The sequence below is a fragment of the Pseudoalteromonas sp. CO325X genome, from assembly GCF_004208955.1.
GTDB lineage: Bacteria > Pseudomonadota > Gammaproteobacteria > Enterobacterales > Alteromonadaceae > Pseudoalteromonas > Pseudoalteromonas ruthenica.
Window position 1 is genome coordinate 17907 of record NZ_SGPG01000022.1, and the last position, 15282, is coordinate 33188.

Below are 15282 nucleotides of genomic sequence, written 5' to 3' on the forward strand. Positions count from 1 at the left end.
TGATGGCAAATTTATTTTCCTTAGAAGGCAAAGTTGTATTAGTAACGGGCGCCAGCCGAGGTATCGGTAAAGCGGTCGCTGAATTACTCGTAGAGCAGGGCGCCACGGTTGCCGGCACCGCGACCAGCGACAACGGTGCAGAGAAAATTTCTGCATACTTAGGTGAAAACGGTAAAGGCTACAAGCTAAATGTCACGGATAGTGATTCTATTGCTGACACGTTAGCAGCCATTAAAGCTGATTTCGGCGATCTTGATGTGCTTGTTAATAATGCCGGTATCACCCGCGATAACCTCTTAATGCGCATGAAAGACGATGAGTGGCAGGATATTATCGACACCAACTTGTCGGCTATTTATCGTTTATCGAAAGCGGTGTTGCGGCCAATGATGAAGAAAAAGTCAGGGCGTATTATTAACATCGGCTCGGTCGTTGGCACCATGGGTAATGCTGGGCAAGCAAACTATGCCGCTGCCAAAGCGGGTGTTATCGGTTTTTCAAAGTCTTTAGCCCGTGAAGTGGCCTCGCGCGGCATTACCGTAAACGTTGTGGCTCCAGGTTTTATTCAAACAGATATGACTGATGAGCTGACTGATGAGCAAAAAGCGGCTACGCTTGCCAATGTACCGGCAGGACGTTTGGGACACCCGTCTGAGATTGCCGCTGCGGTTTGTTATTTAGCCTCTGATGCCGGCGCATACGTTTCTGGTGAAACTTTGCATGTAAATGGCGCAATGTACATGGTGTAAAGGCTAAAACAGCCGTAAAAAGGTCGCAAAAACTCGGCTCAAAACGTTGAAGTTTTTGTGATCTTGCTTTAAACATACTTGAAATCGCTGTGAAAATGGGCGATAAAAGGGCAACTTTTGAATCTTAGAGGTTTGACCAGCCAAAAAACTCTGGGCAAATCCTTGAATCAGACAAATATGCTGCGTAAACTACGCCGCAATCTGAAAAATAACGCAATAGCGTTTAAATAAAGGAAAGAAGAATGAGCGACATCCAAGAACGCGTAAAGAAAATCATCGTTGAGCAGCTAGGTGTTAAAGAAGAAGAAGTAAAGCTTGAAGCGTCTTTCGTTGACGATCTAGGTGCGGACTCTCTTGATACTGTTGAGCTAGTAATGGCGCTAGAAGAAGAATTCGATACTGAGATCCCAGACGAAGAAGCTGAGAAGATCACTACAGTTCAAGCAGCTATCGATTACGTTACAGCTCACGCTGAGTAATCAACGCATTTCTATTTAAGGGCAGCATTCAGCTGCCCTTAGTCTATCTGAGACTCCCATCACATATTCCCTTTTGGAGGACACCGTGGCTAAACGTCGAGTCGTAGTGACTGGCTTAGGTATGCTAACGCCGCTGGGTAACGATGTAGCGTCTACCTGGCAAGGCTTATTAAATGGACAAAGTGGCATTGGCCCTATCACCCATTTTGATACAACAGATTTTGGCACCAAGTTCGCCGGTTTAATTAAAGATTTTGATGCCACTGATTACATGGCAAAAAAAGATACCAAGAAAATGGATTTATTTATCCAATATGGTATCGCTGCAGGCCTTCAGGCGTTGGACGATTCTGGCTTAGAAATCACCGAACAAAATGCTGATCGCGTTGGTGTAGCTGTAGGTTCTGGTATTGGTGGCTTGTCTCTGATTGAAGAAAACCACGAAAAGCTGCTAAATGTAGGCCCACGCAAACTGTCGCCTTTTTATGTGCCATCGACCATTATTAATATGATCTCTGGCCATCTATCAATTATGAAAGGTCTGCGTGGACCGAATATCTCGATTGTTACCGCCTGTACGACTGGTTTGCACAATATTGGTCATGCAGCGCGTATGATTGCCTATGGCGATGCTGATGCCATGCTTGCCGGTGGTGCTGAAAAAGCATCTACGCCGATGGGTATGGGCGGCTTTAGCGCCGCACGAGCGCTCTCCACTCGCAACGACGACCCGCAAGCGGCGTCACGTCCGTGGGATAAAGACCGCGATGGTTTTGTACTCTCTGATGGTGCAGGTGTGATTGTGCTTGAAGAGTATGAACATGCTAAAGCGCGAGGCGCTAATATTTATGCTGAGCTCGTCGGTTTTGGTATGAGCGGCGACGCTTTCCATATGACTTCGCCGCCAGCGGATGGTGCTGGTGCTGGTTTATCAATGGCCAATGCTATAAAAGATGCAGCCGTGAACCCAGAACAAGTGGGTTATATCAATGCCCACGGAACGTCGACTCCAGCAGGTGATAAGGCAGAGACCCAAGCCGTGAAAAATGTCTTTGGTGATGCCGCCAATAAAGTTATGGTCGGCTCTTCGAAATCGATGATGGGCCACCTTCTAGGTGCGGCGGGTTCTGTTGAATCAATCATCACTATCCTATCGCTGCGCGACCAGCAGGTGTCACCGACCATTAATTTGGATAACCCGGACGAGGGCTGTGATCTTGATTACATTGCCCATACTGCGCGAGATGCAAAACTTGATTATGCGCTGTGTAACTCGTTTGGCTTTGGTGGTACTAACGGTTCATTGTTATTCAAAAAAGTATAAAGTGAATCCCTAGTCACGGCATAGACCGCACTAGGGCGATACTGGTACTATAAGCTCGGTTATGACCGAGCTTTTTTATATGGATAAAACAATAATAAACGGCCAAGTGGCCACTTCTTTAAGTATCAATGATCGTGGGTTGAATTATGGTGATGGGTTTTTTACCACCGCTAAAGTCAGCCAGCGTGAGGTTGAACTGTGGCCTTTGCATATTGCTCGGTTGCAACAGTGTGCAACTCGCTTAGGTTTCCCTGAATTAGACATAGCTGCCCTCGAAGTAGATGTAGATGCTTTAATAGCAATGGCCCCAAGCGATGACTATGTTCTTAAAATAGTGTATACACGCGGCAGTGGCGGGCGTGGTTATGCTCCTCCAACAGATGCCCACATCCAGCGTATTGTGCGACTAATGCCGTACCCCACTCAGTATCAAACATTGGTAGAGACCGGCTTGAGCTTGTCGATTGCGCAGACCCGGTTAGCACAGCAACCGCTGTTAGCAGGATTGAAAACGCTTAACCGTTTAGAGCAGGTATTGGTGAAGCAAGAAGCCGCAAAAGCATCCAGTGATGATATGCTAGTACTTGATACAACTGATAATGTTATTGAGACTTCCAGCGCTAATTTGTTGCTGTATCAACAAGGCCAGTGGTTTACTCCAAAACTCGACCAAGCGGGAGTAAAAGGGGTGTATTTAACGCATTTAAGCCAACATTTAGCTGTGCGCGAGCAACGTGTAAACTTGGCCACACTCTTCAGCGTGGATGCCTTGTATTGTTGCAACAGTTTGATGGGAGTGATCCCTATAAATCGCTTGGCGCATCACGATTACAATGTAGATATTAGTAAAAGCGTGCTCTCAAAAGCACTGAATAATAAGGGATTGGGTTAATGTTACGCGTGGTGATATCGGTGTTATTGTTAGCCATTGTTGCGACGGCAACGGGTTACTATCAAATTAAACAAGCTATGGTAGCACCGCTGCATTTACCTGAACCTCAGTTGGTGGAGGTACAAAGTGGTACCGGGTTTAACCAACTGTGCCACCAGTGGCAGCAAAAGCAATGGCTTGATAGCTGCTGGCGGTTCCAAGTATTAGCCAAGCTTGACCCCACATTAACTGATCTTAAAGCCGGTCTTTATCAGCTCAGTCCGGGCACTGCACTTGCCGCATTTAGACAAATTAGCCAAGGCAAAGAGCACCAGTTCAGCTTCACCATTATTGAAGGCGACAATCTGCGCCAGGTGCTGAGTCGACTTCAGCGCGCTCCCTACATAGAAAAACCGTTGCATTGGGGCGACGAATTTCTTGGAAAGCCGCTGAATGAGCAGTTGGAAGGGCGCTTTTTTCCCGATACGTATCATTATCATGGCGGAGACCACGCCGTGCAGCTGCTGACTCGCGCCTATCGTAAAATGGAAATTGAATTAGACCAAGCGTGGCAGCAACGTAGTAGCAGTTCGCCACTCAATAGTGCCGATGAGGCGTTAATTTTAGCCTCAATTATAGAGAAAGAAACCGGTGTCGCTGGGGAGCGGCCGTTAATTGCATCGGTGTTTGTTAACCGCCTTAACAAAGGCATGCGCTTGCAGACTGATCCTACCGTTATCTATGGTATTGGCCCTGAATTCGATGGCAATATTACCCGCGCCCATCTACGTGAAAAAACGCCATATAATACCTATCGTATTGATGGCTTGCCGCCTACGCCCATTGCCATGCCGTCAAAAGCGGCCTTAGTGGCTGCGGTGCAACCGCAACAATCAGACTATTATTATTTTGTCGCCAAGGGCGATGGTAGTCATCAGTTTTCAAAACGGCTTGAAGATCATAACCGAGCCGTACGTCAGTATCAGTTAAAGAGTCGAAATGACAGCTAAGTTTATTGTAATTGAAGGCCTTGAGGGGTCGGGAAAGTCGACGGCAATGAAAATTTGCGCCGACACGTTGGCGCGCGCCAACATTGACTATATTACTACCCGCGAGCCCGGTGGCACGCCCGTGGCTGAGCAGCTGCGCACTATTGTTAAACATGCAGAGAAAGAATCCATTAGTACGCAAACCGAGTTACTATTGATGTACGCTGCACGCTCGCAGCTATTGGAAAATGTGATTCGCCCGGCGCTTGCCAGTGGCCAATGGGTGCTTGGCGATCGTCACGATTTATCATCACAGGCTTATCAAGGTGGCGGTCGACAAATTTCTTGTGAAGTGATGAACTTCCTTAGCCAGTATGTACTGGCCGATACTCGCCCCGATCTTACTGTGTATTTAGACATCGAACCTGCTTTAGGTCTGGCTCGTGCTCGAGGCCGAGGTGAGTTAGATCGCATCGAGCGTGAAGACTTAAGTTTTTTTGAACGAACACGCGCGCGCTATCTTGAACTTGCTGAACAGGATGAACGCATTGTTGTTATTGATGCCTCTCAAGCAATTGAAAAAGTGCATCAGGATATTGAGCAAACGCTCTGTGAGTTTATAGCGAGACGATAATGTACCCATGGTTAAGTGCTATTGGGCAACAGTATGCCCGCCAGTTTGCGCAAGGGCGTTTGCACCACGCACATTTACTCTACGGTCCACAGGGCGTTGGTAAAAGGGCACTTGCTGAGTATTTAAGTGAGGCGCTGTTATGCCACCATAATGAGGGTATGCACCCCTGTGGACAATGCAAAAGCTGTCAGCTCAACCAAGCAGGCACACACCCAGATAGCTTAGTGTTGAGCGATGAGGGGGCCTCTATCGGGGTCGACAGTGTCCGTGCCATTAGTGATTTCGTGCATCACAGTGCGCAGCAAGGCGGGGCTAAATGTATCATTGTCCCTGAGGCTCAACGCATGACGGTGGCGGCCAGTAATGCTTTGTTAAAAACGTTGGAGGAGCCTAACGCACACTGTTACCTGTGGCTATTAAGTTCAGACAGTGCCACGTTGCCGGCAACGATTCTAAGCCGCTGTGCTAAGCAACACGTATATGTGGATGATGAGCATGCAGTGCAGCAGTGGCTAACTCACCATGCGGCGATGGCAATGGCAAGCGCCTTTGCAAAGCATTTTATCTCGCAACCTTTGTTACTAAAGCACTGGCAAGATAATGACGAGCTAGAGCAAATTCAAACCTTGTATCAGGCAGTTAGCCAGCTACAAAATGGCACAGATGGGCACAAGTTAGTTGATATTTTGACGCAAAACTCACAATATATTGCTATCTTTAGGCTGTTTGTCAGCCAATTTTTATTGCAACAGTCTCAAAAAGGGGCCAGTTTTGCGTCGCTGCAACGTTGTGAACAGCAATTGCAACGCTTTAGTGAAACGTTAACACAGACCTCAGGACTGAATATTACTTTGGCGGTGTCGCAGTTGCTGCGCACCCTAAGACGAGAATTCCAATAATAAAGGAGCCAATGTGCAAGAGCTACTTGTAGAATTAGACGATTTGGATGAGTTGTATCGTTGTTATATGCCTTATATAAAAAGTGGCGGCTTGTTCGTGCGTACCAACATGAATTACGAAATGGGCCAATCGCTGGCGCTACGCGTTACCTTGCCAGACTCGCTCGAAGACGATGTGGTCACTGGGAAAGTCGTGTGGGTGACGCCTATTGGCGCACAGAGCTCTAACCCCCCGGGTATCGGCATCGGTTTTATCGACGATAAGACGCATGTGCGCGACAAGATCGAAAAAATGCTCGGCACTATGTTAAACTCCGGCAATCCAACGTACACCATGTAAGGCCCAAGGCCTTACATCAACCAAGCAGTATTCCATGATTGTAGATTCGCATTGCCACCTCGATAAACTTGACTTTGATAAGCTAGACACCGACTTAGACGGTGTTTTACAACAGGCGCGAGAGCGTGATGTTGAACACTTTTTGTGTGTTAACGTGACCTTGGATAAATTTCCACAAATGCTTGAGACGATTGCTCCTTACAGCGATGTATCGGCATCTTGTGGGGTGCATCCATTGGACCAAAAAGACGCGCTCAATATTGACCAGCTCCGACAATTGGCTGCCAGTGATAAGGTCGTTGCCGTTGGTGAAACCGGTCTTGATTACTACTACAGTGCTGAAACCAAGCCAGTACAACTAGAGAGTTTTGTCGGCCACATTGATGTCGCCAACGAGTTGGATAAACCGCTTATTATTCACACCCGAGATGCGCGCGAGGATACCATTAACCTCATGCGCGAACACCACGCTGAACGCTGTGGTGGCGTGTTGCATTGCTTTACTGAAGATTATGACATGGCAAAAAAAGCCATGGATTTGGGCTTTTATATCTCTATCTCCGGAATTGTGACATTTCGCAATGCTGAGCAGTTACGTGATGTCGTTAAGCAAATTCCGCTCGACAGGTTACTGATTGAGACCGACTCGCCTTATTTGGCACCGGTGCCGCATCGTGGGAAAACCAATCAGCCTGCGTATGTGCAGGATGTAGCTTACTTTATTGCTGAGCTTAAGGGCATCAGTTATAGAGAGCTGGCAACGGCCACTACAGACAACTTTTATCGCTTGTTCAACCGTATTCCTCGGCGTTAATTAGGGTAGGGCCGGCGCAATGACATCGTTACCTGTGTTGCTTTTAGGCCCTGTGGTGCGCCGCGCTGAGAAGCAGCAAATCCGCATCCAGCTGGCGACGTCTCAGGCGTTAGAGCCAGTGTTTAAGCTTCATCAGCACCCCAGTGAGCAACACACCGAAACACTGCGCCTGGGAGAGCATTTATACCTCCATAACTGCACCCTTACGCCAGTGAATGGCGCATTTTGTACCGATATCCACCTCGCTTACAGCCTGTATTTTGGTACTGAAGCCCATGATTTGAGTGATTATTGTTACGCTGATACCCGGGCGCCAAGTGTACTTATCCCGGAGCAACTGCGCTCTGTGCTTCATGGCTCGTGCCGCAACCCTCATCACTACAGTGAAGATGCCCTCGTGCAGGGCGATAAGTTAATGCAGCAAAGTCATAGTAATGCCGAGAAAAGACCCCAGCTGTTGCTCCTTAGCGGCGATCAAATTTATGCTGACGACGTGGCTGGGCCGATGCTTCTGGCTATCCACCAGCTGATTGAGCGTCTCGGCATTTATCGCGAGGGTGAGCAGCTGATAGCACTCAGTCAACAAGTACAAGATGACTTGTATAACCGTGCTTGTAAATTGCCCCATACGCCATGGCAAAAGCGCTCGAAGTGGCAATTAGGCTATTGGCTGCGCCGCGACGAGCCGCACTTTAGTAGTGTCAAAAGTGCCAACCACTTGGTGCATTTTGAAGAATTCATAGCGCTTTACCTATTGAGCTTGGGAGCACCGTGTTGGCAACTAATCGACACCGAGCAACTCCAACTCAGTGACAGTCACCCCCATTACCAAACCTTCCATCAAGAGCGCACCCACGTGCTTGAATTCGCTGCCTCGCAGCCTTATGCGGCGCGGCTATTTGCTCATGTGTCGAGTTTGATGATTTTTGACGACCATGATGTGACTGATGATTGGAACCTTACCGCAAATTGGGAGCAAGCGGTGTATACCCACCCGGCTAGCCGAGCGATTATCGGCAACGCCATGCTCAGCTATGCGTTGTTTCAGGGTTGGGGGAACTGCGCCAGTGACACACCATGGCCGTTCTTTGAGGCATTGAAAAAAGCCCGAGGGGATGGCTTTTGGCATTTAGCACCACTGTATAAGCCATTATTAAACTACGACTATTGGCACTATGAACTGCCAACTAGCCCTAAGGTTGTGGTACTTGACACGCGTACCCATCGCTGGCGTAACGAGCAAGACTTTAACGAGCCTTCAGGGCTATTAGATTGGCAGCGACTACTGGAGTTGGAGAACAGTCTTCAGGGCTCGGAGCAAGTATTACTGGTATCGCCTGCGCCGGTATTTGGGGTTAAGTCCATTGAAGCTATTCAAGCTGTGTTTACTCTGTGTAATCAGCCGCTGGTGGTGGATTGTGAAAACTGGATGGCACATGAGGGATCAGCTAAAAAGCTGCTGAATATTTTCCGCCGTTTAGATACGCCCCAGGAAACCATTATTCTCTCTGGCGACGTTCATTATTCGTTTTGTTTTTCGGTGCGGGCGCGTTTCTCCGAACGAGAAAACCGCATTTGGCAACTAACCGCTAGCGGCATTAAAAACGAATTTCCACGAAAGCTTATAAACGTGCTCGACAAGCTTGATTCGATTTTATACTCACCACGAAGCCCACTGAATTTATTCACTAAACGCTGGCAAATGAAAGTTGATAAACACGACACCACCTCGGGACCACAAAAGCATTTGGTCAGTCATGCAGCGATTAGTCTTGTGGAGCTAGAGCACGGCAAATTGTGTCGTTATCGACTGTTACACAGTGACGACAGTGTCACCGAATATGAGCTAGAATAGCCCTCAGCTACGCTGTAAGCACTGAATAATGCTTTGCGCCAAAACTAAGCTGGTTTGCGGTAAAGTGCTAAGTGAGTTTGCTAGCGGTTGATAGTTTTCGTCGCTGTTATTACAGGTATCTAGAAGAGTGAGCTTGGGCGCTGCAGCAGAATAGCTGCGCTGCTGTAAAAATGCGTAACTATCTGAGTCTTTGCTGTATTTGGGCGCCACTTGCGCATGCATTTGTGCATCAATACTGCGCTCAACCAAAATTGGAGGGATCACACCGATAAGACCAAATAGACCAAATGCGTACACTGTGTTTATTATTTTATCCTTCATTGCTGTTTTCCTCTGTGTTTGTAAAGTTTTCGCAGACATTGAAATTTTTATCAATAAATGTCGCTAAATAGCGACATTTTTCGCCTTTGCACGGTTAATAACAAAAACAGTGCCAACTTAGTTCAACGTGTTCTATTCGCGCTGATAATGGTGTGAAAGCTCCTGTTGGCGACCAGGATAAAGTGGCAAAAGCTCGACTTCCCCCCCAATGTGCTGGTGAAAAGGTCAGCAAAGTGCAAACATAGATTGGTGATGGACGCATTCCATTCGCTGACGATGATCAACCAGAGACTAAAGCACAAGTGATGCGCTTTGAAAATGGTGAAACAGTGATGGAGGGAGACATGACAATTGTGCTCAATAATGCCTTGGCGTTAGCAGGTAAAGTAACTTACATATCGTCAAAGAGTGGTTTGACTGCAAAAGCAGATAAAGTGGCGGTTAACTTTAAGTGATTGGAAACGCTTTGACTAAGGTGTACGCATGCTCGCAGCAGTAGTGCGAGCGATAAGACAATATAATTATCTGAGCTGGCTGAGGACATGGTCATAACTGACTACCCCCGGCCAACAAAAGTATGACCACAGGGATAGGCAAACGCGCGAGGGTTCACACCTAAATGTTTCTTAAAAGAGTGGTTAGCCTCTTTAATGTCGTTTTCTAACCAGACTAGGGTGGTCTGCTCTAGAGACAGGCCTTTTTTACGCAGCCATTCAAAGTTACCTGAGCATAAATGGTGGCTTGTGTGATTGCCTAATTCATGGCCATTGTTAATTGCCGTTTGCCACTGCGCTAAGCGCTCAGCAATGGGCTCAGGTTAGGCATAGAAAGTCGCTTTTACTTGGTATTTGTCTAAAATGGCCATGCCATATCAACTTGAGAGTGGCGACCATCATCAAAACTTAGACTAATGGCATTGGGCTTCCCATTGAGGTAGCTAAATCCGCTATAAAGACCGTTTGGTTGAACTTGGGCTTTTGCTTTTGCGTCACTCATTCCCAGTGCAGTACTCAGCATAGTAGTTACCAACAAAACTTTTCGCAAAACCATAATAACTCACTCCCTATCAGAATCTTATGCCACTATATTAAAGGAGAGTGAGCACGGCTAGAGGAAAAGGGTAAAGCAAAAATTTCATGTTCGCAGCGCCTTGTTGGGAGATAGGCACACCGTATTATTGCTCAGGCAAGGAGTAGAATGCCAAGGGCAGCTAGAAATGCCCAATCAACCGAAGGTTAATTAGAATTTCTTTAACTTTCAATGTGTTAAAATTGGCTTTTAAAGAAGCAGGAGGCGAAAAAATGCCCAGGACGAATCCGCATTGTCCTGGGCCTAGGGGAATGGCTCATGATGAGCCGTGCGCTAACTAATAAACTTTACACATTCATTCGGGAGAAGCGAAAGTTCTTATAATTGTAGCTAACGCCGGGCGAAAATGGAAATAAAAACCTAGTATTAAATTACTATAAAAAACAACTTATTAACTAAACTCTGTAAATAATTGTAAAAAACTGGCCAGTGTTTCTTAACCGTTTATTACCAAGTTATACCCAAGTTATTAACTGCCCATCCATCACTAAATCGCGGGCCAGCGCATTCTTAATTTTCTGCCCTTGCCATTTACCTAAGCCTACGGGCGCGCCGTTAAGCGTGAGGATCACCTCACCTTTGTGCTTGCTCGGCTCATCTAAGCGGATATCCTGACCGTGAAAGTACTGCTGAGCTTGCTGTGGGTTTAGCGCCATGGTATTGCGCGTTGCATACTGGCCTAAACAGGTTGCGAACTCATGCTCTAGCCGCACCCCATTTCTGTGGGTGGTGCCTATCTGAATACCAATGCGCGAGTATTTAATGGCTGTAAATAATTGCTCATCGTCGATGTCGGGGAACAACCATACTTCCTTATCGCGTTGCATCAGTCGGCCAGCTAATTTATCCATGGCAAATTGTTGCTGCACATATTGCTGCAGTTGCTGTTGGGCCTTTTTCTCCATTGCCGTAAAAGGGAAGCGACCTTTCTTGGTTTTCGGCGTACAGCTGCTTTGACTGCCCAATTTTTTAAAGCGGGCGATAAAGAAGCCTTCACTATCGAAAAGCTGTGGCCACACATGTAAATAGCCTTGCTCAGTGCAGGCTTTATTGGCATCAGGGAACAGCCCATGCAAGGGGTCAATCTCGATAAGCCCTGGAAATTGGGCGAGCAAATACTCGCATACCGCATGATTTTCTACCGGGGTCAGTGTACAGGTAGAATAAACTAGTGTACCGCCGGGTTTTAAAGCATGAAATGCGCTTTTGATCAGCGTTTTTTGCACGTCGCTAATATCAATATTGGATTGCAGTGACCAGTTCTTTAATGCGTCTGGGTCTTTGCGCACGGTGCCTTCACCGGAGCATGGTGCATCGAGCAAAATGGCATCAAAGCTTTCCTGCATATAATCGCCAAAAACGGCACCATCAAAGTGCGATAAGCCAACATTGCGAGCGCCCACTCGTTTGAGTGTGGCACTGAGTGCTTTTAGCCGTGATGATGACAGTTCGTTGGCCACCAGCAATCCTTGGTTATCTAATAGCGCCACTAGCTGCGAGGTTTTACTGCCTGGTGCCGCTGCCATATCGAGCACCGTTTCAGCGCCTTCAAGGGCATCGGCTAGGGCCATCGGCGGCAACATGGAGCTGGCCTCTTGCACATAAATACAGCCGCTTAAGTGAATGTCGGTGCGGCCAATGGGCAATGCCTGTTCTTCCTCTTGCGGGCGAGTGAGCCAAAATCCCTCAGGGCACCATGGAATAGCAGTAATGTGCCACTGTTTGTCGGCGCAATAATCGCGAAATGCTGCCACCGACATTTTTAATGTATTCACCCGTACCGCACGTTTCAGCGGGCGCTGGCAGGCAGCAACGAAGTCTTGTAATTGCAAGTGTTCGGGGAGGTAGGACGCAACGTCGTCCAAAAAGGCATCGGGAATATAAGTATGCTTATCCATCGCGATTTTAACTACAGCGGCTGTGACGGTGAGCTATAGTTTATCGCATCCGCTTTGGCATTGCTTTGCTTTTTAAGCTGTCGACACTTTTATGTAATAAAGCGAGTTTACAGTGTGTATAACGCTATAAACTGTGTTTATGTCGACAATTAAAGGTAGAGGTTATTGACAATTACCGGCATCGATCCCATAGTACAGGCCTAGATTGTCGACAATTTCGAGAAAAGCCGTGAGCGAACAGCTGCATTCACATCAACCTATTACCACTGCTGCCGATCAAGTGTTTGTTGATCTGCGCCGCGCTATTGTCGAGGGCGATATTGAGCAGGGCTCAAAAATATCCGAGCCCGAGCTGGCCAAACGCTTTGGGGTGTCACGTGCCACCCTGCGCGATGCCCTTAATCGCCTGGAGGCCTGTAACCTGGTCGAGCGCAAAGCCAACGTCGGTTGTCGTGTAGTGGCGCTCACGCCGGAGCGGTTAATTGAAGTGTATCAGGTACGCGCCGCACTCGAGGGGCTAGCCTGTCGCCTCGCCGCCGAGAATATGGCTGATGAAGAAATTGCTTCGCTGAAAGGCTTATTGAATAAACACCTTAACGAGCAACGTGTTAAAGAAGGTGAATCCTATTACCAAGAGGCGGGTGACTTGGATTTCCATTATCGCATTATTAAAGGCTCTAAAAACGAGCATTTATTCAACTTGTTATACAACGACCTATATCAGTTGATCCGCATGTATCGGGTGCAAATGGGAATGACAGGGCCACGGGTATCCAAAGCCTTCGACGAACACCTTGCCATTATTAATGCCATTGACAATCGCGATGGTGAGCTTGCCGAGTTGCTGATGAAACGTCATATCAGCTACTCCATGAATAATATTGAAAATAAGTTTAACGCGGCCCACTCAGGGTAACCGCGCATCTAACAGGAGAACCCCATGTCCGCAGGAAAGAAATTTAGACAAGCATTGGCGGCAAACAAGCCGTTGCAAGTAGTGGGCACCATCAATGCTTACTGCGCCATTATGGCCAAACAACTGGGTCATCAGGCAATTTACCTCTCAGGTGGTGGCGTAGCCAACGCTTCTTATGGGTTGCCCGATTTGGGCATGACCTCATTGAACGACGTAATTGCCGATGTGCAACGTATTACTTCGGCCTGTGACTTACCTCTGTTGGTTGATATCGATACCGGTTGGGGCGGCGCATTCAATATCGCTAAAACCATTCGCGATATGGAAAAAGCCGGGGCCGCAGCGGTGCATATGGAAGATCAGGTGGCGCAAAAGCGCTGTGGTCACCGCCCGAATAAAGAAATCGTCTCAGTTGACGAGATGGTTGATCGCATTAAAGCCGCCGTTGATGCGCGCACTGACCCTGACTTTTTCATTATGGCGCGCACCGACTCGTTTGCTCAAGAAGGTCTAGAGGCCGCCATTGAACGCGCAAAAGCCTACGTGGCCGCCGGTGCCGATGGCATATTCGCAGAAGCGGTGCAAACCGAGGAGCACTATCGCGCCTTTGCTGAGGCCCTTGATGTGCCGATTCTCGCCAATATTACCGAGTTTGGTAAAACCGAGCTTTGGAATCGCAAAGAGCTGGGCGAGTGGGGCGTGGATATGGTGCTTTACCCGCTGTCGGCGTTCCGTGCCATGAATAAAGCGGCGGAGAATGTGTATAAATCAATTCTTGAAAATGGCGACCAAAAAGCGGTACTAGATGAGATGCAAACACGCATGGATCTATACGATTATTTGGGCTATCACGAATACGAGAAAAAGCTCGACGCCTTGTTTGCCGAAGGCAAAAACAAGTAACGCATTGACAGTTTCAACAGGAAAAAATTCAGGAGCAAGAAAATGGTAGATAAAGCATTAGGTGGCGCAGGCTTGCGCGGACAAGTGGCCGGCGAAACGGCGTTGTGTACAGTAGGTAAAAGTGGCTCAGGGCTGACCTATCGTGGTTACGATATCAGTGAGCTGGCTGATAAGGTGCAATTTGAAGAAGTGGCGTATTTATTATCGCGCGGCGAGTTGCCAAACCAAGGCCAGCTGGTTGAATACAAAGCCAAACTAAAGTCGCTACGGGGCCTACCGCAAGCACTAAAAAGCGTGTTAGAGACCATCCCTAAAGATGCACACCCGATGGACGTGATGCGTACCGGCTGTTCTATGCTCGGTAACCTAGAAACCGAAACTGATTTTGCCAATGCCGATGATGCTATCGACCGCATGGTGGCTATTTTCCCAAGCATTATCTGTTATTGGTATCGCTTTACCCATGACGGTGTGCGTATTGACGTAGAAACCGATGATGACACTGTGGGGGCGCACTTCTTACATCTGTTACATGACAAAGCGCCATCACAACTGTTTGCCGACGTAATGAATGTGTCGTTGATCCTTTATGCTGAGCATGAATTTAACGCCTCAACCTTTACCGCTCGTGTGTGTGCTTCAACCTTGTCAGACATTCATTCATGCGTAACCGGCGCCATTGGCTCATTGCGTGGCCCACTGCATGGCGGTGCCAATGAAGCGGCGATGGATATGATTGAAAGCTTTAAAGACGCCGAACATGCCGAGCAAGAGTTAATGGGCATGCTGGCACGAAAAGACAAAATCATGGGCTTTGGCCACGCCATTTATCGTGAGAGTGACCCACGCAACGTGATCATCAAGAAATACTCAGAGCGCTTGGCGAAAGAGGTGGGCGATGATGTGCTTTACCCCGTATCGGTGCGCTGTGAAGAAGTGATGTGGCGCGAGAAAAAGCTGTTCTGTAATGCCGATTTCTTCCATGCTTCGGCGTATCACTTTATGGGCATCCCTACTAAGCTATTCACGCCCATTTTCGTGATGAGTCGCGTTACTGGCTGGACTGCTCATGTTAAAGAGCAGCGTGCCAATAACCGTATTATCCGTCCAAGCGCCGAATATACTGGCCCGGATTCTCGTCCCGTGCCCGCGATGAGCGAGCGCTAAGCACCGTTTCTTTATGGCAGCCCTTGGGCTGCCT

At 47.8% G+C, this 15282-nt stretch carries 17 protein-coding genes; 14 read left to right on the plus strand and 3 right to left on the minus strand.

Going from position 1 to position 15282, the window contains the following annotated elements:
- Positions 1 to 2 precede the first annotated feature (2 nt).
- From fabG to EXT46_RS12340, 10 genes are all read left to right on the plus strand, one after another.
- Positions 3 to 749, plus strand: a complete 747-nt coding sequence (gene fabG / locus EXT46_RS12295) for a 3-oxoacyl-ACP reductase FabG (RefSeq protein ID WP_022945957.1) — start codon at positions 3 to 5, stop codon at positions 747 to 749.
- A gap of 242 nt (positions 750 to 991) precedes the next feature.
- A complete protein-coding gene (acpP, locus tag EXT46_RS12300) occupies positions 992 to 1228 on the plus strand; it encodes an acyl carrier protein (protein WP_022945956.1) in 237 nt (78 codons plus the stop codon).
- Positions 1229 to 1313: 85 nt separating this feature from the next.
- A complete protein-coding gene (gene fabF, locus EXT46_RS12305) occupies positions 1314 to 2552 on the plus strand; it encodes a beta-ketoacyl-ACP synthase II (protein WP_045978427.1) in 1239 nt (412 codons plus the stop codon).
- A gap of 79 nt (positions 2553 to 2631) precedes the next feature.
- Positions 2632 to 3444: an aminodeoxychorismate lyase gene (pabC, locus tag EXT46_RS12310; protein WP_130147586.1), complete on the plus strand. Its 813-nt coding sequence runs from the start codon at positions 2632 to 2634 to the stop codon at positions 3442 to 3444.
- Positions 3444 to 4433 (plus strand): endolytic transglycosylase MltG, encoded by a 990-nt coding sequence (mltG, locus tag EXT46_RS12315; RefSeq protein WP_130147588.1) that lies wholly within the window; start codon positions 3444 to 3446, stop codon positions 4431 to 4433. The genes pabC and mltG overlap by 1 nt, the downstream gene beginning before the upstream one ends.
- Entirely contained in the window at positions 4423 to 5046 is a 624-nt protein-coding gene (gene tmk, locus EXT46_RS12320) for a dTMP kinase (protein WP_130147591.1), read from the plus strand. The genes mltG and tmk overlap by 11 nt, the downstream gene beginning before the upstream one ends.
- On the plus strand, positions 5046 to 5945 hold the full coding sequence (gene holB / locus EXT46_RS12325; protein ID WP_022945951.1) for a DNA polymerase III subunit delta': 900 nt from the start codon (positions 5046 to 5048) through the stop codon (positions 5943 to 5945). The genes tmk and holB overlap by 1 nt, the downstream gene beginning before the upstream one ends.
- Positions 5946 to 5958: 13 nt before the next feature.
- The gene (locus EXT46_RS12330; RefSeq protein WP_022945950.1) at positions 5959 to 6285 is read left to right on the plus strand and encodes a PilZ domain-containing protein; all 327 of its coding nucleotides are present in this window, start codon (positions 5959 to 5961) and stop codon (positions 6283 to 6285) included.
- A 34-nt stretch (positions 6286 to 6319) separates the two neighbouring features.
- On the plus strand, positions 6320 to 7099 hold the full coding sequence (locus EXT46_RS12335) for a YchF/TatD family DNA exonuclease (protein WP_022945949.1): 780 nt from the start codon (positions 6320 to 6322) through the stop codon (positions 7097 to 7099).
- 19 nt (positions 7100 to 7118) lie between these two features.
- Complete coding sequence (locus EXT46_RS12340) at positions 7119 to 8954, plus strand: metallophosphatase (protein WP_130147593.1); 1836 nt, start codon at positions 7119 to 7121, stop codon at positions 8952 to 8954.
- A gap of 3 nt (positions 8955 to 8957) precedes the next feature.
- On the opposite strand, the gene EXT46_RS12345 is transcribed toward EXT46_RS12340, so the two are convergent.
- A complete protein-coding gene (locus EXT46_RS12345; RefSeq protein WP_045978420.1) occupies positions 8958 to 9275 on the minus strand; it encodes a hypothetical protein in 318 nt (105 codons plus the stop codon).
- Between the two features lie 305 nt (positions 9276 to 9580).
- Between EXT46_RS12345 and EXT46_RS18895 the strand changes: the two genes are divergently transcribed.
- Positions 9581 to 9730, plus strand: coding sequence for a hypothetical protein (locus tag EXT46_RS18895; RefSeq protein WP_165381118.1), 150 nt, complete (start codon positions 9581 to 9583; stop codon positions 9728 to 9730).
- Positions 9731 to 10127: 397 nt separating this feature from the next.
- Here the strand turns inward: EXT46_RS18895 and EXT46_RS18900 are convergent, their stop codons facing one another.
- Positions 10128 to 10292 (minus strand): hypothetical protein, encoded by a 165-nt coding sequence (locus EXT46_RS18900; protein ID WP_157576419.1) that lies wholly within the window; start codon positions 10290 to 10292, stop codon positions 10128 to 10130.
- Positions 10293 to 10819: 527 nt separating this feature from the next.
- On the minus strand, positions 10820 to 12262 hold the full coding sequence (rsmF, locus tag EXT46_RS12355; RefSeq protein ID WP_130147595.1) for a 16S rRNA (cytosine(1407)-C(5))-methyltransferase RsmF: 1443 nt from the start codon (positions 12260 to 12262) through the stop codon (positions 10820 to 10822).
- A gap of 229 nt (positions 12263 to 12491) precedes the next feature.
- On the opposite strand from rsmF, the gene EXT46_RS12360 reads away from it, so the two are divergent.
- The 3 genes from EXT46_RS12360 to prpC are packed head-to-tail and all read left to right on the plus strand — an operon-like array spanning position 12492 to position 15248.
- The gene (locus tag EXT46_RS12360; protein WP_022945943.1) at positions 12492 to 13178 is read left to right on the plus strand and encodes a GntR family transcriptional regulator; all 687 of its coding nucleotides are present in this window, start codon (positions 12492 to 12494) and stop codon (positions 13176 to 13178) included.
- Between the two features lie 24 nt (positions 13179 to 13202).
- Positions 13203 to 14081, plus strand: a complete 879-nt coding sequence (gene prpB / locus EXT46_RS12365) for a methylisocitrate lyase (protein ID WP_053910898.1) — start codon at positions 13203 to 13205, stop codon at positions 14079 to 14081.
- Positions 14082 to 14123: 42 nt separating this feature from the next.
- Complete coding sequence (gene prpC / locus EXT46_RS12370; RefSeq protein WP_130147597.1) at positions 14124 to 15248, plus strand: 2-methylcitrate synthase; 1125 nt, start codon at positions 14124 to 14126, stop codon at positions 15246 to 15248.
- Positions 15249 to 15282: the final 34 nt, after the last annotated feature.

Excerpts from the sequence above, each read along its gene's own strand:
- fabG (WP_022945957.1), top strand. The coding sequence starts at position 3 with ATGGCAAATTTATTTTCCTTAGAAGGCAAAGTTGTATTAGTAACGGGC.
- acpP (WP_022945956.1), top strand. The coding sequence starts at position 992 with ATGAGCGACATCCAAGAACGCGTAAAGAAAATCATCGTTGAGCAGCTA.
- pabC (WP_130147586.1), top strand. The coding sequence starts at position 2,632 with ATGGATAAAACAATAATAAACGGCCAAGTGGCCACTTCTTTAAGTATC.
- mltG (WP_130147588.1), top strand. The coding sequence starts at position 3,444 with ATGTTACGCGTGGTGATATCGGTGTTATTGTTAGCCATTGTTGCGACG.
- tmk (WP_130147591.1), top strand. The coding sequence starts at position 4,423 with ATGACAGCTAAGTTTATTGTAATTGAAGGCCTTGAGGGGTCGGGAAAG.
- holB (WP_022945951.1), top strand. The coding sequence starts at position 5,046 with ATGTACCCATGGTTAAGTGCTATTGGGCAACAGTATGCCCGCCAGTTT.
- EXT46_RS12335 (WP_022945949.1), top strand. The coding sequence starts at position 6,320 with ATGATTGTAGATTCGCATTGCCACCTCGATAAACTTGACTTTGATAAG.
- EXT46_RS12340 (WP_130147593.1), top strand. The coding sequence starts at position 7,119 with ATGACATCGTTACCTGTGTTGCTTTTAGGCCCTGTGGTGCGCCGCGCT.
- EXT46_RS12345 (WP_045978420.1), bottom strand. The coding sequence starts at position 9,275 with ATGAAGGATAAAATAATAAACACAGTGTACGCATTTGGTCTATTTGGT.
- EXT46_RS18895 (WP_165381118.1), top strand. The coding sequence starts at position 9,581 with ATGCGCTTTGAAAATGGTGAAACAGTGATGGAGGGAGACATGACAATT.
- EXT46_RS18900 (WP_157576419.1), bottom strand. The coding sequence starts at position 10,292 with ATGCTGAGTACTGCACTGGGAATGAGTGACGCAAAAGCAAAAGCCCAA.
- rsmF (WP_130147595.1), bottom strand. The coding sequence starts at position 12,262 with ATGGATAAGCATACTTATATTCCCGATGCCTTTTTGGACGACGTTGCG.
- prpB (WP_053910898.1), top strand. The coding sequence starts at position 13,203 with ATGTCCGCAGGAAAGAAATTTAGACAAGCATTGGCGGCAAACAAGCCG.
- prpC (WP_130147597.1), top strand. The coding sequence starts at position 14,124 with ATGGTAGATAAAGCATTAGGTGGCGCAGGCTTGCGCGGACAAGTGGCC.